The sequence below is a fragment of the Streptomyces sp. NPDC002004 genome, from assembly GCF_053593975.1.
In genome coordinates this window covers 231,058-253,922 of record NZ_JBSFDP010000008.1, presented here as the reverse complement: position 1 = coordinate 253,922, position 22,865 = coordinate 231,058, and the positions used below count along the sequence as shown (strand labels likewise).

Annotated in this window: 16 protein-coding genes; 4 read left to right on the top strand and 12 right to left on the bottom strand. The window is 73.4% G+C overall.

Annotation, left to right across the window (positions count from 1 at the left end; translation table 11 throughout):
- Positions 1-3: 3 nt before the first annotated feature.
- The 4 genes from ACWCP6_RS16040 to ACWCP6_RS16025 form a co-directional block, all read right to left on the bottom strand.
- Entirely contained in the window at positions 4-1,686 is a 1,683-nt protein-coding gene (locus ACWCP6_RS16040; RefSeq protein ID WP_450933031.1) for a glycosyltransferase family 2 protein, read from the bottom strand.
- Positions 1,683-3,902 carry a CDP-glycerol glycerophosphotransferase family protein gene (locus ACWCP6_RS16035; protein ID WP_450933030.1) on the bottom strand — a complete coding sequence of 740 codons (2,220 nt, stop codon included), beginning with the start codon at positions 3,900-3,902 and terminating at the stop codon, positions 1,683-1,685. Before ACWCP6_RS16035 ends, ACWCP6_RS16040 begins: the two co-directional genes overlap by 4 nt.
- 255 nt (positions 3,903-4,157) lie before the next feature.
- Complete coding sequence (locus ACWCP6_RS16030; protein ID WP_450933066.1) at positions 4,158-5,000, bottom strand: ABC transporter ATP-binding protein; 843 nt, start codon at positions 4,998-5,000, stop codon at positions 4,158-4,160.
- A gap of 34 nt (positions 5,001-5,034) precedes the next feature.
- Entirely contained in the window at positions 5,035-5,964 is a 930-nt protein-coding gene (locus tag ACWCP6_RS16025; RefSeq protein WP_450933029.1) for an ABC transporter permease, read from the bottom strand.
- Between the two features lie 166 nt (positions 5,965-6,130).
- Between ACWCP6_RS16025 and ACWCP6_RS16020 the strand changes: the two genes are divergently transcribed.
- Complete coding sequence (locus ACWCP6_RS16020) at positions 6,131-6,751, top strand: TetR/AcrR family transcriptional regulator (protein ID WP_450933028.1); 621 nt, start codon at positions 6,131-6,133, stop codon at positions 6,749-6,751.
- A 147-nt stretch (positions 6,752-6,898) separates the two neighbouring features.
- Here ACWCP6_RS16020 and ACWCP6_RS16015 read toward each other — a convergent pair whose 3' ends face one another.
- On the bottom strand, positions 6,899-7,159 hold the full coding sequence (locus tag ACWCP6_RS16015) for a hypothetical protein (RefSeq protein ID WP_450933027.1): 261 nt from the start codon (positions 7,157-7,159) through the stop codon (positions 6,899-6,901).
- A 483-nt stretch (positions 7,160-7,642) separates the two neighbouring features.
- Between ACWCP6_RS16015 and ACWCP6_RS16010 the strand changes: the two genes are divergently transcribed.
- Positions 7,643-8,080: a hypothetical protein gene (locus tag ACWCP6_RS16010; protein ID WP_450933026.1), complete on the top strand. Its 438-nt coding sequence runs from the start codon at positions 7,643-7,645 to the stop codon at positions 8,078-8,080.
- Positions 8,081-8,231: 151 nt separating this feature from the next.
- Here ACWCP6_RS16010 and ACWCP6_RS16005 read toward each other — a convergent pair whose 3' ends face one another.
- The 4 genes from ACWCP6_RS16005 to ACWCP6_RS15990 all read right to left on the bottom strand — a co-directional run bounded on the left by ACWCP6_RS16005 (position 8,232) and on the right by ACWCP6_RS15990 (position 13,646).
- Entirely contained in the window at positions 8,232-9,158 is a 927-nt protein-coding gene (locus ACWCP6_RS16005) for an ADP-ribosylglycohydrolase family protein (protein ID WP_450933025.1), read from the bottom strand.
- Positions 9,159-9,316: 158 nt separating this feature from the next.
- Positions 9,317-10,300 carry a UDP-glucose 4-epimerase GalE gene (galE, locus tag ACWCP6_RS16000; RefSeq protein WP_450933024.1) on the bottom strand — a complete coding sequence of 328 codons (984 nt, stop codon included), beginning with the start codon at positions 10,298-10,300 and terminating at the stop codon, positions 9,317-9,319.
- Positions 10,301-10,419: 119 nt separating this feature from the next.
- The gene (locus ACWCP6_RS15995; protein ID WP_450933023.1) at positions 10,420-12,222 is read right to left on the bottom strand and encodes a glycosyltransferase; all 1,803 of its coding nucleotides are present in this window, start codon (positions 12,220-12,222) and stop codon (positions 10,420-10,422) included.
- A 92-nt stretch (positions 12,223-12,314) separates the two neighbouring features.
- Positions 12,315-13,646: a glycosyltransferase 87 family protein gene (locus ACWCP6_RS15990; protein ID WP_450933022.1), complete on the bottom strand. Its 1,332-nt coding sequence runs from the start codon at positions 13,644-13,646 to the stop codon at positions 12,315-12,317.
- 81 nt (positions 13,647-13,727) lie between these two features.
- Between ACWCP6_RS15990 and ACWCP6_RS15985 the strand changes: the two genes are divergently transcribed.
- A complete protein-coding gene (locus ACWCP6_RS15985; RefSeq protein ID WP_450933021.1) occupies positions 13,728-15,851 on the top strand; it encodes a glycosyltransferase family 39 protein in 2,124 nt (707 codons plus the stop codon).
- A 137-nt stretch (positions 15,852-15,988) separates the two neighbouring features.
- On the opposite strand, the gene ACWCP6_RS15980 is transcribed toward ACWCP6_RS15985, so the two are convergent.
- Positions 15,989-16,567 carry a MarR family winged helix-turn-helix transcriptional regulator gene (locus ACWCP6_RS15980; protein WP_450933020.1) on the bottom strand — a complete coding sequence of 193 codons (579 nt, stop codon included), beginning with the start codon at positions 16,565-16,567 and terminating at the stop codon, positions 15,989-15,991.
- Between the two features lie 128 nt (positions 16,568-16,695).
- On the opposite strand from ACWCP6_RS15980, the gene ACWCP6_RS15975 reads away from it, so the two are divergent.
- Positions 16,696-17,106 carry an organic hydroperoxide resistance protein gene (locus ACWCP6_RS15975; RefSeq protein ID WP_450933019.1) on the top strand — a complete coding sequence of 137 codons (411 nt, stop codon included), beginning with the start codon at positions 16,696-16,698 and terminating at the stop codon, positions 17,104-17,106.
- A gap of 539 nt (positions 17,107-17,645) precedes the next feature.
- Here the strand turns inward: ACWCP6_RS15975 and ACWCP6_RS15970 are convergent.
- Positions 17,646-19,202 (bottom strand): hypothetical protein, encoded by a 1,557-nt coding sequence (locus tag ACWCP6_RS15970; RefSeq protein ID WP_450933018.1) that lies wholly within the window; start codon positions 19,200-19,202, stop codon positions 17,646-17,648.
- Positions 19,199-22,786 (bottom strand): CDP-glycerol glycerophosphotransferase family protein, encoded by a 3,588-nt coding sequence (locus tag ACWCP6_RS15965; protein ID WP_450933017.1) that lies wholly within the window; start codon positions 22,784-22,786, stop codon positions 19,199-19,201. The genes ACWCP6_RS15970 and ACWCP6_RS15965 overlap by 4 nt, the downstream gene beginning before the upstream one ends.
- Between the last annotated feature and the right edge of the window lie 79 nt (positions 22,787-22,865).

The following is a 22,865-nucleotide window of genomic DNA, read 5'->3' as shown; positions in this document are numbered from 1 at the left end:
GCGCTACTTGAGGGCGCTCGCCACGAGCTTCGCGGCCTCCCGGATCCTCGGGCGTGCCAGCCGGTGGACGAGTGGGCGTACGACCCGGGCCGTGAGGCCCACCGGGTGCCAGCGGATCTGGAGGCGGCCGGGGCCCCGGCCCTCGGGTTCGACCGTCACACGGTGCGGGGCCGCGCCGTGGTGGTAGTCCACGCGGGCCGAGACGGGCGGGAAGCCGAGGGGAGCGAGGAGGACGCCGGTGTTGCGGAGGCGGTGTTCCTCCAGCTGGAGGACCGGGTGGCGCACGCCGGAGAAGCCGTGCAGCGGAAGCGGCGCCGTCGCGAGGTCCAGCCGGACCCGGCCCTCGAAGACGCCGGGGCGCACGGGGTCCAGGCGGAACGCCGTCGTCTGGCGGCGGCGGCCGGGGGAGAGCAGGAGCCGGGCGACCTTCGGTCCGACGGGCAGGCGCAGGCCGGGATCGTAGGTGCGGATCGTCAGGTCGAGGCTCGCGCCCGGGCCCTCGGCGATGTCCGTGATCTCGTGGCGGAACTGGGCCACTTCGAAAGGACGCGCATCCAGGGCCTGGTCGGTCAGGTCGAGTTCGCGGCGGCCGTCCTCGGTGTCCGGGACCCGGTCGCCCCAGTACTCGTGGCCGTCCGGCCCGACGGAGACGGTGCGCGGGCCCACGCCGTGGCCGAGGCCGCGCGCCGCCAGGCGGGCGTCCGCGAGGCGTCCGTCGCGCACCAGCCGCAGGACGACGCGTTCCGCGCGCGGGAGACGGGCGTAGGCGCCGGGCGCCAGGGTGTCCAGGTACGGGTTCACGATGTCGGCGAAGCCGGCCAGCCAGGCGTCGTCCCGGTAGGGGAGGTCGCCCGCGTACATGCGGAAGTCGTGCTTGAGGAACTTGAAGTCCTTGTCCTCGCGGATCGCGCCGTGGCCGCTGTCGACGAGGAAGGAGTCGATGAGGCGCTGGACGTGGACCCGGTCGCGGACGTTGCCCAGCTTGTGCCGCTGGTTGGATATCGAGGCCTCGTCGGCGTCGGCGTAGGGCGCGATGTACCAGCGGTAGACCGGCTCGGGGACGACCGTGAACGCGTCGGCGAGACAGTACGCCTGTGCCGAGAACAGCTGGTCCTCGTAGTGGATGCCCTCGGGGAAGCGGAGCCGGTGGCGGTCCAGGAACTCCCTCGCGTACATCTTGCTCGTCGACAAGTGCTCGAAGAGCAGCCGGGGTTCGGCCTCGATCCCCTCCACCGTGCGCCGGTCGGCGACCAGGTGCGGCATCCAGGTGGAGCGGGATCCGGTGTCGACGCGTATGCGTTCCACCGCGCCCATCGTGAAGTCGACGGCACGGTCCCGGTGCGCGGCGAGCAGCACCTCCACGGCGTGGGGGGTGAGTTCGTCGTCGCTGTCGAGGAACATCACGTACGGGGAGCGGGAGATGTCCAGGGCGCGGTTGCGGGGAGCGCTGCATCCGCCGCTGTTCTCGGGGAGGCGGAGGTAGGTGATGCGCTCGTCCTCGGCGGCCAGGGCCCGGGCGACCTGGGGCGTGGCGTCGGTCGAGTGGTCGTCGCTGATGACGATGTCGAGGGAGCGGTGCGTCTGGCGGCGCACGGACGCCACCGCGCGGGGCAGCCGGTCGGCGTCGTTGTGCACGATGACGGTGACGGTGACGTCGGGAACGGTCGGCGTGGTGGGCGTGCTCATCGGCGTGCGGCCTCCTCCGGGGTCGGCGCGGGCGTGCGCTCGTCGACGGGGATCACGGGCGGCAGGGACTCCTCGCTCTCGCCGAGGAACACCCGGCGCACGACGCGTTCGGCCGCGTGCCCGTCGTCGAACTCGCAGAAGCGGCGCCGGAACGCGGCGCGGGCCTTCGCGGCCTCCTCGTCGCGCCAGGCGCCCGATGCGAGGAGGTCCGCCAGCTCGCCCTGGGTGCGGGCGACATGGCCGGGCGCCTCGGCCATCAGGTCGAAGTACACGCCGCGCGTCTTCGCGTACGTCTCCCAGTCGTCGGCGAAGACGACGATCGGGCGGTCCAGATTGGCGTAGTCGAACATGATCGAGGAGTAGTCCGTGATCAGCGCGTCCGCGGCGAGGGCCAGCTCCTCGACGGGGTCGTACGCGGAGACGTCGACGATCCGGCCGGTGTGGCGCAGCCCCGCTGTCGGGGAGGCGGCGCCGCCGTAGAAGTAGTGGCCGCGGACCAGGAGCACCGTGTTCTCGCCCAGCCGGTTCGCCAGGGCCTTCAGGTCCAGGCGGGGGGTCCAGGTCGCCTCGTAGTCGCGGTGCGTGGGCGCGTAGAGGATCGCGGTGCGGCCGGGTGCGATGCCGAGCTTCTCGCGGACGGCGCGCACGTCCGCCGCGGTCGCCCGGTAGTAGATGTCGTTGCGCGGATAGCCGTGGTCGAGGGAGACGTAGTGCGACGGGTAGGCCCGCTCCCACATCTCGGTGGAGTGGCTGTTCGCCGAGACGCTGTAGTCCCACTTGTCGACGCGGGCGAGCAGACTGCGGAAGTTGAGGCCCTTGGCCGCGGCCGGGTACTCCAGCTGGTCCAGGCCCATGCGCTTGAGCGGGGTGCCGTGGTGCGTCTGGAGGTGGATCGTGCCCGGGCGCTTGACCACCGCGCTGGGGAAGTTGACGTTGTTGACGAGGTACGTGGCGCGCGCCATCACCTCGCCGTAGCGGCGGGTACCGGGCACGACGTGGTCGGTACCGGGCGGCAGCAGCGGCGCGTTCGCCGCGGACACCACCCACACCTGGTGGATGTGCGGGGCGAGTTCGGCGAGCTTCGCGGCGATCGCCGCCGGGTTGCAGGCCATGCCCCGGTCCCAGTACGCCGAGAACACGGCGAGGTCCGGGTCGAGGGGCCGCCTCAGCCCGGTGCGGTACTGGTGGCGGCGCACCTTCGCGCCGAGCCGCCGCCTGCGGGCCAGGACCGCGGACTTCAGCTCGCGCCGCTTGTGGTTGACGGTCTGGAAGACCCGGTACCGGGCGAACGCGTCGTCGTCGAGCAGGGTCCGGCGCACCCCCTCCAGGCCGCCGGGTCCCCGGTGGCCCGGGGGACGCCAGGTGCGGGCGACCGCCGACGCCCGGTGGAAGAACTCCCGGGCCACCGGCTCCGGCAGCTCGCCCCGGGCGATGACGCGCAGGGCCTCCTGCACCATCACCTCGTACAGCGCGGCTCGCGGCCCCGCGGGGGTGCTCAGCCGGGCCATCAGCCGCTGCACCGCCTCGAACTGCCCGATCAGCGCGTAGTGGTCCTCGGGCGCCGGCGGCGGAAGGCTCGCCGGGCGGAGCCGGCGGTCGTCCAGCGCCACCCGGTCGAGGCAGGCGACACGGCGGGCGCAGAGCAGCGCCGCATACGCGAGGGGGAGCTCGTCGTCGCCGGAGAACGCACCGTCGGCGTGGGCGTGCCAGTACGCCGCGCGCAGGACCTTCGTGCCCAGCAGCGGTGCCGTCGTCAGCAGGTCGGGAACGGCGTCCAGGGCGACGTCCGCATGCCCAGCGCGGGCCAGCACGGCGCTGTCCTCGCTCGGCACCCCGGGGGTGTGCCAGGTCGACCTGATGTGGTCCAGGAGCAGCACGTCCACGGTGCCGGGGAGCCCGGTGAGATGGTCGGCGACGGTGCGCAGGGCGCCCGGGGGCAGTCGGTCCTTGCCGCGTACGAAGTGCAGCCAGTCCCCGGTGGCCCGGGCGGCGCCCGCGGCACGCGCCGCGCCGTCGCCGGTTCCGGCGGGCAGTGGGACCGGCACCACACGGGGGTCGCGCGCCGCGTGCTCCTCGGCGATCCGCTGCGCCGAGGCGCCCACGGCGGCGACGACGACCTCGGCCCCGTCGCAGGGCTGGGCCGCGACGGAGTCCAGGAGGTCGCCCAGGTGGCCCTGGACGTTACGGCCGTGGACGATGACGCTCAGCGTAGGCATACCGCCATAGTGTAACGATCCGGATGTTGATCGGACAAAACGGGCGGGATGGGCTCCTGTGGATCAGGGGCGGGGCCTGCGGCCGGGTCCGGGCGGTGGCCGGTCCACGCGGTGGCCGGTCCGGGCCGTGGACGGGCCCGAGTCGTGGTGGGTCCAGGCCGTGGCGGGTCGAGCCGTGGACGGGTCCGGGCCGTGGTCCCGGTACGTCCGCGTCCTGGCGGGCGTACCGGCGGTGGTCACGGGCCGGACCGTGTCTCAGGACGCCCTGGCCGGCTCCGGATTCCGGGGCTTCGGGGCCTGCGCCGCCGGCGTCGCGGCCTTGTCGCTGCCGCCGGTGAAGGCCTCGTACTCCCTGAGGACGTCCTCCGTCGGGCCGTCCATGCGGAGCACCCCGCGCTCCAGCCACAGCACGCGGTCGCAGGTGTCGCGGATCGACTTGTTGTTGTGGCTGACCAGGAACACGGTGCCCGCGTGCCGGCGCAGCTCGCGGATGCGTTCCTCCGAGCGGCGCTGGAAGGACCGGTCGCCGGTGGCGAGCGCCTCGTCGATGAGCAGCACGTCGTGGTCCTTGGCGGCGGCGATGGAGAACCGCAGCCGCGCGGCCATGCCCGAGGAGTACGTGCGCATCGGCAGCGAGATGAAGTCGCCCTTCTCGTTGATGCCGGAGAAGTCGACGATCTCGTCGTAGCGGTCGCGGATCTCCTCGCGGGACATGCCCATCGCGAGCCCGCCGAGGTAGACGTTGCGCTCGCCGGTCAGGTCGCCCATCAGAGCCGCGTTGACGCCGAGGAGCGAGGGCTGGCCGTTGGTGTAGATGTGGCCGTTCTCGACGGGCAGCAGGCCGGCGACGGCCTTCAGGAGCGTCGACTTGCCGGAGCCGTTCGTCCCGATCAGGCCGATGGCCTCGCCCTTGTACGCGGTGAAGGAGACGTCCTTGACGGCGTGCACCTTGCGGACGCCGGCGGCCTGTTCGGCCTTCTTGCCGCGGACGATGCGGTTCAGGGCCGCGGTGGCGGTGCCGCGGCCCGCGCCGGTGCCGTTGACGCGGTAGACGATGTCGACGTGGTCGACGACGACGGTGGGAACCGGCTCGTCCATGGGGTGCTGCGGGTGCTCGGGGTGTGCGAGGTGCTCAGCCACGGCCGTACGTCTCCTCAGCCTTCCAGAAGTAGATGAACCCGCCGACGCCGGCCAGCAGCGCCCAGCCCAGGGCCCAGGCCCAGACGTGGTGCGGAAGCTGGTGCGCGTGGAAGCTGTCGATCAGCGAGTAGCGCATCAGGTCGATGTAGACGGCGGCCGGGTTGCAGCCCAGCAGGACCTGCACGATGTGCGGCAGGCTCTTGTGCCCGTGGAGCACCTTGTCGAGGCTCCACATCACGCCGGAGACGTACATCCAGGTGCGCAGCAGGAACGGCATGAGCTGCGCGATGTCCGGCGTCTTGCTGCCCATCCGCGCCATGACCAGCGCGAGTCCGGTGTTGAAGGTGAACTGGAGCACCAGGACCGGGAGGGCGAGCAGCCAGTGCATGGTCGGCGGGACGCCGAAGCCGAGCAGGATCACGACCAGCGCGCACATCGAGAACAGCAGCTGCTGGAGCTGCTGAAGGCAGAAGGAGACGGGGAGCGCCGCGCGCGGGAAGTGCAGCGCGCGGACCAGGCCCAGGTTGCCCGAGATGGCGCGGGTGCCGGCCATCACGGACTGCTGCGTGAAGGTGAAGATGAAGACGCCGGTGACCAGGAACGGAACGTAGTCCGGAACACCGCGCTTGGTGTTCATCAGGATGCCGAAGATGAAGTAGTAGACGGCCGCGTTGAGCAGCGGCGTCATGATCTGCCAGACCTGGCCGAGCTTCGCCTGGCTGTACTGGGAGGTCAGCTTGGCGGTCGCGAACGCCGTGATGAAGTGACGGCGCTGCCACAGCTGCCGGACGTAGGCGGGCAGCGAGGGCCGGGCCCCGCTGACCGTGAGGCCGTGCCGGGCGGCGAGCACCGCGAGGTCTTCGGTGGGGGCGGGGGGCGCGAGGGGCGCCGTGCGGGACGGCGCGTCGAGGGCCTGACTCACATCCGTGGCTTTCCGCTAGGGAGGGCTCGGTGGCGACGGCGGGGGCCGCGTCTCCGCTCTCCGTCCCTTTTCTACGTCGGGACGGACCCGTTTCGTCGCAACGTGAGCGTAGGGGGAAACGACGTCGGAACGCAACCGTATCGTCGTAACGCTCTATGCTGACGGTATGGCGACCAACGTGAACGACGACGCGCGACCGCGGCGCAGGACCCCCGCCGGGGCCGCCGTGCTCCGGGAGGATGTGACCGAGGCTATTCGGGCGGCCGTCTTCGAGGAGCTGGCCGCCGTCGGGTACGGCCGTATGTCGATCGAGGGCATCGCGCGCCGTGCGGGCGTCGGCAAGACGGCGGTCTACCGGCGCTGGCGCTCCAAGCTGCACCTGGTCCTGGACCTGGTGTCGGCGGTCGCCGTGCAGGGGCTTCCCATGCCCGACACGGGCTCCCTGGAGACGGACCTCGGTCTCCTCTACGAGGTCGCCTCGCGTGCCCTGCGCCATCCCGTGGCCACGCAGATCATGCCGGACCTGCTCGCCGAGGCCGCCCGCAACCCGGAGATCGAGCAGGCCCTCCAGAAGGCGCTGCGCGAGGGCCAGCACGGCATCGCCAGCGGCATCGTCCGCGCGGCCGTGGCCCGCGGCGAGATCCGGCAGGACGTGGACGAGGACCTGGCCCTCGACCTGATCTCGGGGCCCCTGTACTGGCGCTCGGTCGTCATGCGCACGAAGCCCCCGAAGACGTACGTCCCGGCGCTGGCGTCGGCCACGGCGGCGGCGCTCAAGGCGCTGTAGGACACGCCGCAGGGGCGGATGCGTTGTCCGCGGCGCGAAGCCGCACGGAAAAGCCCCCTGTGCACGCCATCCGCGTGCACAGGGGGCTTTCTCTTCCGGGGCGGCCGGGCTCGCCCCGCGAGCGGGCCGGCCGGGAGGCCACGGGGCTCATGGATGTCTCTCCTTCTGGGGCAGGGGTGACGGGCTCACGCGCCGTCCGCGCGCGATGAGGCCGGTGAGCTTGTACGTGGCCGCCGCGAGGGCGGCGATCTGGACGAACGCCTCGCCGGAGATCACGAGCGTGTACGTGGTCGTCGTCGCCCGGTAGGCGGAGACCGAACTGAGGGCCGCACTGCAGGCGAGGAATGTCGCGACCAGGGTCACGTACAGGGGGCCCGGGGTGGTGATGCGTTGGTGGATGTGGCGCATGGGGTGTCTTCTTTCCAGGGGATTTCCGGCGGCATGGCCGTCCTCGATCCCGGTTCAAGTTACCGAGCCCGGAAGGCCGCGTGGCGTCCCGGCAATTCGTGACTCGGAGAATCCGGGTGCGCGTGCTAAGGGCGGGCGCCGAAACCGTCTGCGTCCGTTCCGCGGCCACGGGATCCGGGTGGCGCCGTGGCCGGTGCGCGCTGCGGCGGGCTGGGGAAGGCGGCCGTCGTCCCCGTGTCAAGCCCCGAAACTCCGTGCGGTGACGTGTGGCTCCGGCTGGGGCCTACTTGAGGCAGGCGGTCGCAGAGAGCGGCCGACGCACCGGCGCCCCTCCGGGAAGTCCCGGCGGCGCGGTTCGCGAGACGGAAGTCCCGCTGCCGACATCGCCCACGACTTCGTCGATGGCGTCCGGAAATTCTCATCGACCATTCCCAGAAGGAGATCCCCATGTCCCACACGAAGCCCTTCAGCCGGCGTCTCGTGATGCTCACCGTCGCCACCGGCCTGGCCGCCGGCGGCGCGATGCTTCCTGCCACGGCATTCGCATCGGCGCCGCATACCGGCGCCGTCGCGAAGACGGCCGTGACTCACGACCATCACGACAAGGGCGACCATGACGGAAAGGAAAAGAAGAAGAGCAAGAAGAACAAGGGCAAGCCCAAGGACATCAAGAACATGCCGGGCTGCCACTTCTACAAGGGCGAGGTCTTCTGCAAGGTGGATCCCGCGAAGAAGCCGGCCGATCCCGGGAAGCCCGCGGACCCGGCCAAGCCTGCGGATCCGGCGAAGCCTGCGGATCCGGCGAAGCCTGCGGATCCGGCGAAGCCTGCGGATCCGGCGAAGCCTGCGGATCCGGCGAAGCCTGCGGACCCCGCGAAGCCTGCGGACCCGGCCAAGCCGGCAGCCCCGGCCGGGGGTTGATTGCCGCAGGTGGCGGCACAGCGGCCCCGGTCGGCTGCCGACCGAGCCGACCGGCCGATGCGGAAGGGGCGGGCGTCTCCACGGACGCCCGGCCCTTCCGTCCCAGCGATCGCGTGCCCGGCGATCGCGTGCCCCGGCGTGGCCCACGCGCTCAGTGCGCGGCCAGCCGCCCGGCGAGCGCGATCAGCTCCGGCAGCCGCAGCACCCGGCCGTCGAACCCCGGCAGCGGCACGTGCAGCGGTGCGGTCCAGCGGGCCGGAACCGCGTCGTACCCGTACAGGGCGCCCGCGAGTGTCCCGGTGACCGCGGCGACGGTGTCGGTGTCGCCGCCCAGGTCGATCGCGGCGCGCACGGCGTCCTCGTACGACCTCGTCGTCCGTACCGCCCACACGGCGGATCCGAGGCAGGGCCACACTGCGCCGTTGAACTCCGTGGCCAGGTCCGGGTGCCAGTCCGGCGCGAGGACGGTCGCGTACCGCCCGCGGTGGTCGGGGCGCACGCAGCCGAGCGTGTCGGGGATCGCCGCGAGCGGATCGGAGCCGTCGAGCGCCACGCGGACCAGTTCGTGAAGGATCGCCGTGCCCTCCCAGGCGGCCGCGTCGCCGTGGGTGAGGGCGGAGATGCGGCGGGCCGCGTCCATGGAGGAGTCACGACCGGCCCGCGCGAAGTACACGGCCGAGGTCGCGGCCCGCATCAGTGCCCCGTTGCCCGCGGCCCGCAGACTGACCTGGAAGTGGATGGCGGCGGCGAGGTCCCACGGCATGCCGTTGGTGAGTACGTCCTCGGTCTGCAGCCCGATGTCCTTGGGTTCGGCCGCGGCCCACCGCTGGAACCGCCCGAAGACGTCGGCCGGTTCGAGTCCTCCGCACTCCAGCAGCGACTCGGCGACCAGAACCGCCATCTGCGTGTCGTCCGTGGCCTCGCCCGGCTCCCAGCCGCCGCCCCCGCACATCTCGTCGCCGCCCCCACCGAACCGTTCGGAGAACGCCCCCTCGGGGCCGAACTCGAACGGCGCGCCCAGCGCGTCCCCCACGGCCGACCCGACGACGGCGCCGAGGGCCCGCTCCTCACGGTTCACACGACCGACTCCTCACCATCTGGACGGGAGCGCCCGCTCCACACCGGAAGCGGCAACCTGTCGCCCGCGACGGCGGCGGGCCCTGCCCGGACCCCGGTCCCGCAGCACCCGGCCGGGGCGCCGGGCCACCCCAGGACGGCGGGCGCCCGGGCGTGGTGTCAGCCCTTGCGGCGGGCCTCCGGGTGGCGGCGGGTCCAGCCCTCCCAGGCCGAGGTGATCATGTCGCGGACGTCGTGCCGGGCCTTCCAGCCCAGTTCCGTGGCGATGCGGTCGGCGGAGGCGACCACGCGGGCCGGGTCGCCGGGGCGGCGCGGGGTCACCTCGGGAGCCACGTCGTAGCCGGTGACCTCGTTGATCAGGTCGATCATCTCCCGTACGGAGACGCCCTCGCCGCGGCCGATGTTGACCGTGAGGTCGGTGCCGGGGGCGGCCGCGAGGCGCCGGGCGACCGCCACATGGGCCTCCGCCAGGTCGACCACGTGGATGTAGTCGCGCACGCAGGTGCCGTCCGGCGTCGCGTAGTCGTCGCCGAAGATCTGCGGCGCCGCGCCCTGCGTCAGCTTCTCGAACACCATCGGGACGAGGTTGAAGACCCCGGTGTCGGCCAGCTCGGGCGCCGCCGCGCCCGCCACGTTGAAGTAGCGCAGCGACGCCGTGGACAGTCCGTGCGCCCGGCCCGCGGCCCGTGCCAGCCACTCGCCGGCCAGCTTCGTCTCGCCGTACGGGCTCATCGGCGCGCAGGGCGTGTCCTCGGTGACCAGGTCCACGTCCGGCATGCCGTACACGGCCGCCGAGGAGGAGAAGAGGAAGGAGCCCACGCCGGCCGCCGTCGTCTGCTCCAGCAGGATCCGCAGGCCCTCGACGTTCTCGTGGTAGTAGCGCAGCGGCTGCTCCACCGACTCGCCCACCTGCTTCTTCGCGGCGAGGTGGACGACGCCGCTGATGTCGTGCTCCTTCAGGGTGCGGCGCAGGAGCTCCGCGTCGAGCGTCGAGCCCTCCACCATGGGGACGCCCTCGGGGACGCGCTCGACGATGCCGGTGGACAGGTCGTCGTAGACCACGGCCTTCTCGCCCGCCGCTGTCATCGCGTGGACGACGTGCGCCCCGATGTAGCCGGCGCCTCCAGTGATCAGCCAGGTCATCGCTCGCTCACCCGTCCTGTCGTCGTGTCGTTCGTCATCGCGTGTCTCCCGGGCCGGGGCCCGGCTCCGGGGACACAGTGCCGGAGGTCGAGCATGCCAGAGGGGGCGTAATCGTCGTATCAGTGAAACAAACGTCCCATCGCGCGTCCCGCCCGGCGTCGCACCACCGCCACCACTCCGCCGAGGCCGGGGGCGACCCGCACCGCCAGGGAACCGGAGTGGGTCGCATACGGGTGCACGAGGAGGACGCCGTGGCGGCGGCTGGGGATCGCCGTCCGGCGGAGCAGGTCGGGGGCGGTGGTGGCGTGGGGGGTGGTGTCGCGGGTCGTGCCGTCGGCGAAGTGCAGGCGCAGCCGGACGTCCCAGGTGCCGGCGGTCAGCGCCGACAGGTCCACCAGGGCGTCGGTGACCCAGGTCGCCGCGTCTGGGTGCACGGCCCTGTGCGTTCCCGCGTCCGCGGCCGGGTGCCCGTTCCTGCGCGTGCCTGTGCTCGTGTCCGGGTGCACGTCCCTGCGTTTTCCTGCGTTCGCGGCCGGGTGCACGTCCGGGCCCGTGTCTGCGCTCGTGTCCTGGGCGGGTTCCCCTCCGGCGGCCCCTGCCCCCGGCTCCGCCCGCAGGGATGCGGTGCGGCGCAGCCCCGCGCGGCCGTCGTGGCGGTCCACGAAGGTGATGTCCACCGTGCTGGGGCCGCCCGTGGCCGCCACACGGCCGTACAGCTCGTGGAGGCGGAGGCTCAGCAGGGCCGCGCCGGGGCGGCGGGGGCGCAGCTCCGCGTCCACGGCCAGGGGGAGCAGCCGCATGGGGCGTACGAGGAGGTGCTCCAGGAGGACGTCGGGCAGGTCGGCCGACCAGACGGGGACCGCGTCGCGGTCGCGGGGGTGCGGGGGGCGCAGGCGGGAGGGGCGGGCGGCGACCTCCTTGAGGCGGGGCAGGTCGCGCGGCTGCTCGGAGGCGAGGACGACGCGGGCGACGACCCGCCCGGGGGCGGGCGCCAGATCGATGTCGGCGGTGTCGAAGGCCGACAGGTAGGCACGCGTGGCGGTCCACCACTCACGGCGGTACGCCGGATCGCGCAGCTCCAGCTCACGGGCGTACATCCGCAGCTCGTGGTCGACGAACTTGGCGCGTGCGGCGCGTACGAGCCGTTTCTCGCCGGCGTCCCGGAGGGTCTCGACGGCCAGCCGGTGGGCCTCGATGCGGGCCTGCCAGTTCGCGCCGTCGCCCCGGTCCAGGGAGATGGAGGGCTGTGCGGCGTCGCGCCGCACCTGCCACACGTACACGGGGTCGGGGATCAGCGCGAGGCGCGGCGCGGCGGCGAGGACGCGCGCGGTGAAGACGAAGTCCTCGTAGCGGAAGCGGCCGTCGGGGAAGCGGATCGCGTGCTCGCGCAGGAAGGCGGTGCGGTACAGCTTGTTGACGCAGAGCGTGTCGTGGACGAGCCGGGGGAGCCGGTCCGGGTGCTCCACGAACGCCGGCTGCGTGTACAGGTCCGGCTGCCACGGGACGTCGCGGCGCTCCGGCAGCTCGCGGCGCAGACAGAGGCCGGACACCACGTCGGCGTCGTGGGCGACCAGGGCGTCGAGCAGTGCCTCCACGGCGCCGACCGCCAGTACGTCGTCGCTGTCGAGGAACATCACACAGGGCGCCGTGGCGGCGTCGACGCCGTCGTTGCGGGGGGTGCCGCAGCCGCCGCTGTTGCGGGCGCGGCGCACCACCTTCAGGCGCCGCGTCGGGTCCTCGGAGGCGAGCCGCTCCAGCACCCGGGCGCTGTCGTCCGTCGACCCGTCGTCGACGGCGATCACCTCGCGCACGACGGGTCCCTGCGCCAGCGCGGAGCGCACCGCGTCGGCGACGTGCGCGGCGTCGTTGTAGCCGATCACGACGACGGCGACCTGTGCCTGAGGGGGGTGCGGACGGTCCACGGATCGAGTCCTCCTGTCGTAGTCCGCTCGGCGCGACGGCGCCGCTGCCGTCGAGCCGCTGGCGCTGCTGCCGTCGGTGAGCCCGAGGCGAGCTAGTCGTTCGTCTCGATTGTCCTGTATGTGGAGAGTGTTCTGTTGGTGAGCGTCGATGATTCCGCGGCCGCCACCGTGCCCGCGCGGCTCGCCGTCCACAGCCGTCGGAACGACAGCGCCGCGGCCGTGGCCAGCAGCCCGTTGCGCACGAGCATCAGCAGCACGCCGGGCAGGGTGGACTGCGTCACCTCGTGGTAGAAGCACGGATACGCGAGGGTGCTGACCGCCGTCGCGACCGTGACCAGCGCGGCGACCGGCCGCTGGGTCGTCTGCCGTGAGGTGAGGCAGACCGCGCAGAGGCCGATCAGCCACACCATGTACTGGGGGCTGATCACCCGGCTGGTGACCGTGAACAGCAGCACGGCGGCGAGCGCCGCGTCGTACGGCGTCGCCTCGGTCCAGCGCACCGCGCGCAGCCGCCACACCAGCAGCAGGCCCAAGGCGGCGAGCGTCAGCAGCACGGACACGGCGGCTACCCACGAGACGTACGGACCGGTGAACTCCATCGCCCCGTACCGGAACGTCACCTGTCCCGGCCAGCCGGCGCGCTTCGCCAGCGACAGGGCCGTGCCGCCCAGCGACTCGATCTGCACCCCGCGCCCGCCCTGTTCGGTGAGGAACGACAGCGGATTGCGGAAGGCCGCCGTCAGCACCAGGAGCAGCGCGCCCGCCGACACCGCCCCGGCGGCCCATGCGTCACGGGAGGTACGTCCGCGCGGCGTGCCGAGCAGGGTCAGCGCGGGCCACACCTTCATCAGCGTGCCGAGCGCGGCGAACATGCCGCCCGCGCGCGGGGAGTGCGCGAGCGCCAGCAGGGCGAACACCGCGAGGGCGGTGACCTGGACGTCGTACCGGGCGAGCGGGGTGTGCAGCAGCAGCGGCAGGCCCGCCGTCCACAGGGCCGCCCCGGCCAGGCCCCGCTCCGGCCGCAGCCCCGCGCGGGTGAGCGCCAGCGTCACCAGGGCATCCGTGGCGAGGGTGAGTGCGACGAACGCCTGGAAGTACGTCAGCCACGGCAGCACCGCCGGCGACAACAGCACCGGACCCGCACCCGGCGGGTACTGCCAACTCGGGTCGTCGGCCGGAAAGGCGCCACGGGCCAGTACTCCGTACCAGTGGAAGTAGAGGACGTGCACCTCGCCCGCGACACCCCCGATTCCGACCGGGTCGCGGCCGTCCCGGGCCAGCAGCCAGAGCATGGCGGCGCGGGTCGTGATCCAGCCGACGGCCAGTGCGACCAGGCGTCTTCGTCGTCCGGCGGGGTTCTCGGGGGTGGGCAGGGAGCCCGGCTCGGGGGTGGGCTGGAGCGAGGTGAGGGCTGCGTACGTCATCAGGGGGGAGCGTAAGCCGCGTACGCGCTGAAACACCGTCAATGCCCGATCAACGTGAGGTAATAGCACAAAATCGGTCACATGGTGGTCAAGGCATCCGCACCCAGCAAGGCGCCGGGCACGTCGGTCCGTCCCCGGCCGGGCATCGGCCGGTGGCCGGGCACTCGTACGCCCCGAGGCTCCTCCCGTGGCCCGTACCGGCTGTCGGCGAAGCGCACGGCGCGGCGCCTGGCCGGCCTCGTCGCACAGTGGGTTCCCGCCCCGTGCACGAGCGCCGCGGTCTGGGCCGTGTTCGTTCCCGCGCTCGTCATGCTCGGCCTCGGCCTGTGGGGCCTGGACCGCGGCTCGATGTGGCGCGACGAAGGCGTCACCTTCGAGGTCGCGCAGCGCAGCCTGCCCGAGATGTGGCGGCTGCTGCACCACGTCGACATGGTGCACGCCCTCTACTACCTCCTCATGCACCTCCTCCTGTCCGTCCATCCCGGCGAGATCATGCTGCGGCTGCCGTCGGTGGCCGCCGCGACCGCCACGGCCGCGGCCGTCGCCGCCATCGGCACCCGGCTAGCCCGCCCCCGGGTCGGCCTGTGGGCGGGCCTGCTCTATGCGGCGACCCCGCTGACCGGCTACTACGCGCAGGAGGGCCGCTCCTACGCCCTCGTCGCCGCCGGGGCCGCGCTCTCCACGCTCCTGCTGGTCCGTGCCGTGAACCGCCCCCGACCCCGCGTGCTCGACTGGTACGCCTACGCGGCCGTCGTCGCCGTCACCACGGTGCTGCACGCCATGGCGGTCCTCGTCCTGTTCGCCCACGCGGCGACGCTGGTCGTCTCGCGGGTGCCGCGCGCGGTGTGGCGGGGCTTCGTCTGCGCGCTGGGCGCGGCGGCGCTGGTGCTGGTCCCCTTCGCGTACGTCTCGCACACCCAGATCGCTCAGCTGGAGTGGCTGACGGCGCCGGGCGCGCGGGAGGCCGACCTGCTCGTGCGCGCCTTCGCCGGGCCCAGCCGGGTCGTGCTGTTCCTCCAGCTGGTGCTCGTCTCGGTGGCGCTGCGCGCCCCGCTCGAGCGCGCGCGCCGGCTCTCACTGAACACCGTGGCGCTGCCGCTGATGGTGCTCCCGCCGCTCGTGCTGTTCGCGGTGTCGGACTACTACCGGCCGCTGTACGACCTGCGGTACGTGCTGTTCGCCCTGTCGGGTGCGCCGCTGCTGGTGGCCGGGGGCGCCGAACGCGTGGTCCTCTCGCTCGGCCGGCTGCGGTCCCTGGCCCGGATGCCGCGGCGGGCCGTCACCGCACTGTTCGGGATCGGCCTGGCCGGCCTCGGCTTCTGGTGGCAGCTGCCGGTGCACCAGGCCGACCGCACAGCGGCGAGCCGCCCGGACGACCTCGGGGCCGTGGCGCGTGTCGCCGCCCGCGAGGTGCGGCCCGGCGATGCCGTGCTGTTCCTGCCCTCCATCGGACGCCGTACCGAGCTGGTCTACCCCGACAGCTTCCGCGGCACCTACGACGTCGCGCTCGCCAAGAGCGCCGCCAACTCCGACACCCTGTACGGCCGTGAGGTCGGCGCGGACGAACTGCGCGGCCGTCTCATCAAGTTGAACCGGGTATGGGTGCTCTCGGAACGCTGGGCGAGCGACCGCAACTGGTCGCCCACCGACAAGACGGAGCGCGCCAAACTCGCCGCGATCGGCCAGGAGTTCGTCCAGCTCAAGCAGATCCGGCAGAGCGGGGTCACCCTCGCCCTGTACGTACGGCGGCCGTGGCAACGGCCGGGGCTCTACGGCGACGAGGGGCTGCCCGTGGGGCCGGGCGGAGTGCAGCCGCCGGTCGACGGACCCGGGATGCAGGTACCGCCGATCGACGGTGCGCCGGGCGCGGAGTGGTCGCCGCAGGACGGGGCGGGAGTGGGTGCCGGTGGGGCGCCCGCGGGCGGGTCCGGTGTGCAGCCGCCGCCCGCCGGCGGATACGGGGGCGCGTTGTCCGACTCCGGGAGCGGGCCGTACGTGCCGCCGGGCAGCCGGTACCAGGGAGGCGAGCAGGCCGGAGGGTACGCGCCGCAGGCCCCGCAGGTGCCGGGTCCGCAGGGCGCGGTGCCGGGGATGCCGGGGGTGCCCGGGGTTCCGGAGCAGGGTGCGCCTCAGCAGGGCGCTCCGCAGCAGGGCGCGCCGCAACTGGGCGCCCCGCAGCAGGAGGCGCCGCCCGCCGGGCAGTGACCGCTCGGCTCCAAGCCGGGTTCCTGGTCGGGTTGCCGGTCCGGGTTTCTGTGCGGTTCCCGGTCCGGGTTCCCGTGGGGTAATGCGGCGGATGTGGTGATCGGCGGTCGCGGAGCGGGCGCCGAGGCGTGGTCGTGCTAGTCGTCGGTCGGGCCGCAGTTCGGGGGGAGGTCCAGGGCCGCCGCGTCCAGCGCCAGGGTGAGGCGGTCGAGCCGGGTGCGCAGATCGCGGATCTCCGCCAGGTCGAAGCCCGTGGACGCGCCGATCCGCCGCGGCACCTGTCGCGCCCGCTCCCGCAGTGCCGTACCGGACTCGGTGAGCAGAACCCGTACCGACCGCTCGTCGCTCGCGCTGCGCTCGCGCCGTACGAGCCCCGCCCCTTCCAGTCGCTTCAGCAGCGGCGACAGCGTGCCGGAGTCGAGCCGGAGGTGCTCGCCGAGCTTCTTCACGGGCAGCTCGCCGTGCTCCCAGAGCACCAGCATCACCAGGTACTGCGGATAGGTGAGCTCCAGGTCCTTGAGCAGGACCCGGTAGACGCCGTTGAAGGCGCGCGCGGCCGCGTGCAGGGAGAAGCAGATCTGCCGGTCGAGGCGGAGGAAGTCCTCCTCGGACACGGTGGCGCCGCCGGGCTCGTCGGGGAACCAGGACCCGGATGTGTCGGCCGGGGGCTCGGCGGCGGTTCCGGCAGGGGTCTCGGCAGAGGGTGATGTCGCCATGGCTCCAGGGTAACCGGTGGCGATGGCGAGCAATTGAGTTGTGCGCAATTGAATTGCGTGCTCTACTGGTGGACGTGAAGCGGCGGCCGACCGAGGCCGCCGGGACCGACGTGTGAGGGATGTGCTCCATGGACGCGCTGTACACCGCTGTCGCCACCGCCAACGGCCGCGAGGGCCGGGCCGTCAGCTCCGACCGGCAGATCGACCTGCCGCTGGCCATGCCGCCGGCGCTCGGTGGCAACGGCCAGGGCACCAACCCGGAGCAGCTCTTCGCCGCCGGCTACGCCGCGTGCTTCGCCAGCGCGCTCGGTCTCGTGGGCCGCCAGGCCAAGGTGGACACCGGCGAGGCGTCCGTCACCGCCGAGGTCGGCATCGGCAAGGACGGTGAGGGCTTCGGGCTCGCCGTGACGCTGCGCGTGGAGCTGCCGGAGTCCCTCGCGGGCGAGACCGGCGAGCGGCTGGTCAAGCAGGCCCACGAGGTCTGCCCCTACTCCCGCGCCACGCGCGGCAACATCCCGGTCGAGCTCGTCGTCGAGTAGGCGGAGCACCTCGCGCAGGCCGAGCTGCCGGAGCAGGACGAGGAGGCCGACCCAGTCGGCTGAGCCTGCCGAGCCTGCCGCGTCGGTCGAACCGAGCAGGCCCGGTCGTCGGACAGCGCGAGTGGCGCGAGTGGCGTGGGTGGCGTGGGTGGGGCGACTGTGCCGCCCGGTCGGCCCGGTCGGCCCGGTCCGCCCGGGTCGAGCGGTCGGCCCGGTCCGCCCGGGCCGACCCGGCGCCCAGGCCGACGCAGACCGTCAGGCCCCCCAGCCGACGGCCCGGCCGGACCGTCATCTCTTCCGCGGCCCCGGAGTTCGCGGCCCGTGGGGCCCGTGGGGTCCGTGCGGCCCCCGACCCGTGGCCCCGCGGCCCGGACCCCGTGGGCCGTGACGCGTGGCGCACAGCCCCGGCCCGCAGCCCCGGCCCGGCCGACGGTCCAGGCCCAAGGCCCCACCCACCCAGCCGGGCCCCCAGCCACCGCGGCCCCTCTCCCGGGCCCGTGGGCCCCGACGCGGCCCGGCCACGCAGGGCCCCGGCCCTCTCACGCCCCGAACGGGTCGACGCGGGCCAGTACTTCACCGGTGTGGCGGCTCCAGTCGACCACCACGGCCTCCGGCGGCACGTGCTGGTCGGGGGAGAGCAGCAGCCACCGCACGTGGTAGCGGCGGGCGATCTCCGTCCGTCGTGCCCGCGTCGACGACGGGTCGAGATAGGCGTGCACCTCGCTCAGGCGGCGCGTGCGCACCGTCTCGTCGAGCGCCGGGTCCGGCCAGGCGGGGGCCACGAGGTTCGGGCCGTAGGCCGGGAGTGAACGGGTGGAGCGGTACCCGTCGGTGAGGACGACCTCGCCGGGGCCGATGTGCTGGGCCGCCCACTCGTAGGTCGGCCAGCGCGGCGGCTGGTCGAAGCCGACGGGGTCCAGGGATCTGGGGACCACAGCGCCCGCCTGGATGCCGAAGAAGCCGAGGACCGCCGCGCCCGCCGCCGTCGCGGCCAGGGCGCGGCGGGGCCATGCCCACGGGCGGGGGGCCGCGACGGCGATCGCCAGGGCGAACTGGAGGGGGACCAGGGTGAGGCCCAGGATGCGGCCGTACGTGTAATGGCCGGTGCACCAGCCGTACGCGACCACGGCCACCTCGAGGCCGAACATCAGCGCGAGCGGGTCGCGGTGGTCGCGCCGGAGCCTGAGCCACAGCGGCGGCAGGCCCGGCAGGGCCAGCCAGAAGCGCTGGGGAAGGTCCGTGTAGAGCTGGGCGTGGATCGCGTCCACGCTGGGGTCGCCGACGAGGGCGAAGACGTCGAAGTAGGGCCACAGCCCCGCCGTCAGGGCGGCGGCCGCCCCGGTGACCGCCCACCCCGGGGGCAGCCGGTACCCGCGGAGCGTGCCCAGCGCGAAGGCCGTCACGCCGATGACCGTGCCCACCGACGTGATCGGATGCACCAGCAGGACGGTCCCGCACAGCACCCCCAGGCCCCCGTACGACCACAGGGCCCTGCGCCCGTCGCCCGCGCCGCGCGCACGACGGCCGGCCCACGCCCACGCCCAGAACGTCAGCCCGATCGCGAAGGTCGACGGATAGGCGAGGTTCCCCGTCATCGACATCAGGCCCAGATAGCCGCTCCACCAGGCCATGTGGGTGCCCCAGAGCACGGTCATGAAGGCCAGGGCGAGCACGGGGGCCCACGGACGCGGCGTCAGCGTCCTGACGAACCGAGCCAGTCCGGTGAGCAGCACCAGCAGGTTCAGCGGGCCGCTCAGCTTCACCACCTCCCAGCCCGGCAGACCCGTCAGCCGCGCGGCCATCCCCTGGGCCACCGCGTACGGCGAGTAGTACGGGCTGCCCGCACCCGGCAGGTCCGCCATGGGATGGCGGGGATGGAGGAGGTCGGCCTCGAGGCGTTCGACGACGGCCGCGTGCTGGCCGAAGTCGCAGCACATCGGGACCCGCCAGTAGGCGAGGGACATCCCCAGCCAGAACAGGGCACCGAGGACCAGGAAGGGGCTCGGCCGCAGCCGGCGGCCGTGCAGCGCCGTCGCGCCGCCGGCCGCCGGCGCCCGGCCGGCGTGCGTCGGGGTGGACGCCGTCGTGGACGTCATCGCAGCAGACGCTCCACGACCCGCTCGGCGGCCCGGCCGTCGTCCAGGTCGCAGTACGTCTCCCGGAACGCCGCGTACGCGTCAGCGTGCCGCTCCTCGATCGACGGCAGCTCGCGCAGGGCCTCGGTCACCTCGGCCGTGGACGCCAGCAGCGGTCCCGGGGCGACCGCCTCGAAGTCGACGTAGAAACCGCGGACCGTGTCCCGGTAGTGCTCCAGGTCGTAGGTGTGGAACAGCATCGGACGGCCCGTGTGCGCGAAGTCGAACATGAGGGACGAGTAGTCCGTGATCAGGACGTCGGCCACCAGGAGGAGTTCGGCGACGCGCGGATGGCGCGACACATCGCGGACGAACGGGGCCCGGGCGCCCGGCAGCCGGCCCGCCGTCAGCGGGTGGGTCCGGGCCAGCAGGACGTGGTCACGGCCGAGGGCCCGTTCCGCGGCCCGGAAGTCGAAGGCGGGTTCGTGGCGGAAGCGGGACCCGGCGTGTGCGCCGCCCGCGTACGCGCCCCCGAAGGACCCGGTCGCCGGGCCGCCCGCCCCGCACGCGAGGTGGTCGCGGTACGTCGGCGCGTACAGCACGACGCGGACGCCCGGCTCGATGCCGAGCTGTCTGCGGACCTGTTCGGCCGTCTTCCCGCGGTCGTCGGCGAGCAGGAGGTCGCTGCGCGGCGAACCGGCCTCCAGCACCTCGCCGTCGAAGGCGAGCGCGCGGGCCAGCAGCGGGGTCGCGAACCGGGCGGGGGAGACCAGCACGTCCCACTGGCGGGACAGTGCGGGCAGCGCGTCGAGGTGCGCGTGGTCCGCGTACAGGGAATCCGTGAGGTCCAGTCCGACGCGCTTGAGCGGGGTGCCGTGCCAGGTCTGTACGACGGTCTGGCCGGGGCGTTTGTCGAACCAGTCCGGCAGATGACCGGACGTCACGATGCGGCGGCACCGCGCCAGCGCGTCGTACCAGTCCGCCGAACCCTCCTCCACGCCCGCCGCGGCGCCCGGCACCTCGGTGCGCTGGTCCCGGGTCACCCACAGGTGCTCCACGTCCGTGCCGCGCCGCACCAGCTCGGCGTGCACGGCGCGCGGGGCGTCCTCGTCGACGGAGCCGATGTAAAGGACCGCGTCCCGCAGGGGCTCCTTGCGCCGCAGCGGGTAGCGGACGGTACGCAGCCGGTGCTGCCGGTAGGCGCCGCGCTCGCCGCGCGCCCGTACCGGACCGGCCTCCACGAGCAGCCGGTCGCCGAACCGGCGGTCCACGGTGAACTCCCGCCCCCCGCACACGCGGTGCCCCGGAAGCCGCGCCCCCACGGAGGCGAGCACCCCCACCGGCACCCCGTCCTCGCCGACGCCCGCGACACCCGTGTCCCCGGCGCCCCCGTCCGCAGGGTCCGGCTCCCGCACATCCCGCAGGAACGCGTACCACCGCCCCTCGCCGAGCACCCCGCCGCCGGGTGCGACCGTCGCCGTGAACCGCCCCGGCGACCGCTCCACCGGGACCGACACCTCCTCCCCGAGGCCGCTGTGCCGCAGCACGAGCTCCGCCTCGCCCCAGCCGCCGTCCGCCAGGGTGCCCGCCACGGTCAGCGTGCCGTCGTCGGACCAGGACAGCGTGTCGGCGAGCGGGCGGCGGGTCAGTTCCACGACCAGCTGGCCCTTGTCGTTGGAGACCGCGCACAGATCGCGGCCGGCGCGCGTCGCGTACCGGCCGGGCGGCAGGTCGAGGGTCGCCGCGACCGAGCGGAGGCCGCCGTCGGGCAGGACGAGGTTGACCTGCCAGCGGTCGCCGTGCGGCGGCTCCACCTCCTTGGGCTCCCGGTGCGGCGCCGGCGCCACACCCTCCAGGTCGCGCAGCGGCAGCCGGGCCTCGAAGCGGTCGCCGGAGACCGTCACCGGGCAGTCGAAGGACGTGCCGGAGTGCTTGTGCTTCAGCCGCAGCGCACGGGGCGCGATGCCGTGCAGCCGGCCCGCGACCACGACGTCGTCACCGTCGCGCCGGTGGGCGTCGGCCCGGGCTGCGTACGCCACGACCTTCAGGGCGAGGCGGCCCTTGCTGAAGGCGACGACCAGGCGCATCCCGTCGCCGAGCTCGCGCACACAGGACTGGGCGGCGGCGCCGTCGAGCGATCGCACGGCGGCACGGCGTACCGTGCCGTGGCCCGCGACGACCACGCCGAGCATCCAGTCTCCCGGCTGCCAGCGGCCCTTGACCTTCAGCAGCTCGGGGCGGACGGTCATCTCGAAGCCGGACAGGTCGTAACAGTGCAGCAGCTGCCGGGAGTTCTCGGTGGCCGCCGGATCGAGGACGGTGCGGGTCGGCACCCTGCGCATCCGGGTGCGGCTGTCCGTGGCCTTCAGGACGCCCGCCTTGACCGAGTGCGAGGGCCTGGTCGCCTCCAGGTTGCGTACGTAGGCGTATCCGCTGATCCGCAGTGTCCCGTCGGCGTCCCACGCCGTCTCACGGACCCGGGCGACGACGGGCAGCTCGTCCCGCCCGAGCCGCGCCACGCCGTCCGGCACCGCGATGGTCCCGCCCGAGGCGCGCGGGAACTCGGCGGTGCGCCGGACCGCGCCGCGCACCCGGAACGCCGTTCCGTGCCGGCGTTCGGCCGACAGCAGTTCGATCAGTTCCGGCAGGCGCCGGTCGCGCACCAGCTGCCACTTGACGCGCAGTCCGACCGGCAGGTCCCGCACCACGGACGGGTCGGCGCGGCGCAGGAAGGCGGCGCTGTCGTCGAGGAACGCGCCGCGGTACTCGGGGCCGCCCATCGGCAGGCCCTCGAGGAAGTACACGAAGTCGTCGCGCAGACAGGAGGCGTCGTACGTCGCCTTGTGCTCGGGCGCGTGCACCGCGAGGAACCGGCTGACGTGGTCGCAGGCCGCGATGCGGTCGCGCACGCCCTTCACATCGGTGCGCCGCCTGGTGATGGAGCCCTCGCGGACACGCCAGTAGTAGACGTGGTCCCGCAGCACGTCGACCGTCTCCGCCAGGAAGTGCGCGGGGATCATGACGGGGGTGTCCTCGTAGAGGCGCCCCTCGGGGAAGGACAGGCGGTGCCGGTCCCAGAACTCCCGCCGGAACACCTTGTTCCAGGCGACCCGGTCGGCGAGCAGACGGAGGTCGCGGGTGATGTGGGTGCGTTCGCGGCCGGAGGTCAGCCACTTGTACTGCCAGGCCTGCTGGCGCCCGTGCTCGCCGAGCCGCCACACATTGCCGGTCGCGAAGTCCGAGCCGGTGCGCTCCAGGCTGCGCACCATCCGCTCGTACGCGTCGTGCGGCACGATGTCGTCGCTGTCCGCGAAGGCCAGGAACTCCGTGCCGGGGGACGCCTCGCGCACCCCGGTGTTGCGGGCCGCGCTCAGGCCCGCGTTGTCCTGGCGTACGTAGCGGAAGCGGGGGTCGCGGGCCGCGAACTCCCGGGCGATGTGCGCGCTGCCGTCGGTGGAGCCGTCGTCGACGAGTACGGCCTCGAACGCGGACAGGCTCTGCCCGGCGATCGACTCCAGGCACTCCGGCAGATAGTCCTCGACGTTGTAGACGGGGACGACGACGCTGAGGCGGGGGATTGTTGAAGAATGCGTCGAATGCGGCAAGTGTGGCATTGTTGCCCTTTTCCCGTCCTGGACGCGCTCCTTGCACCTCATCACCTGGATGAGTGAGGCAAGGTCTTCG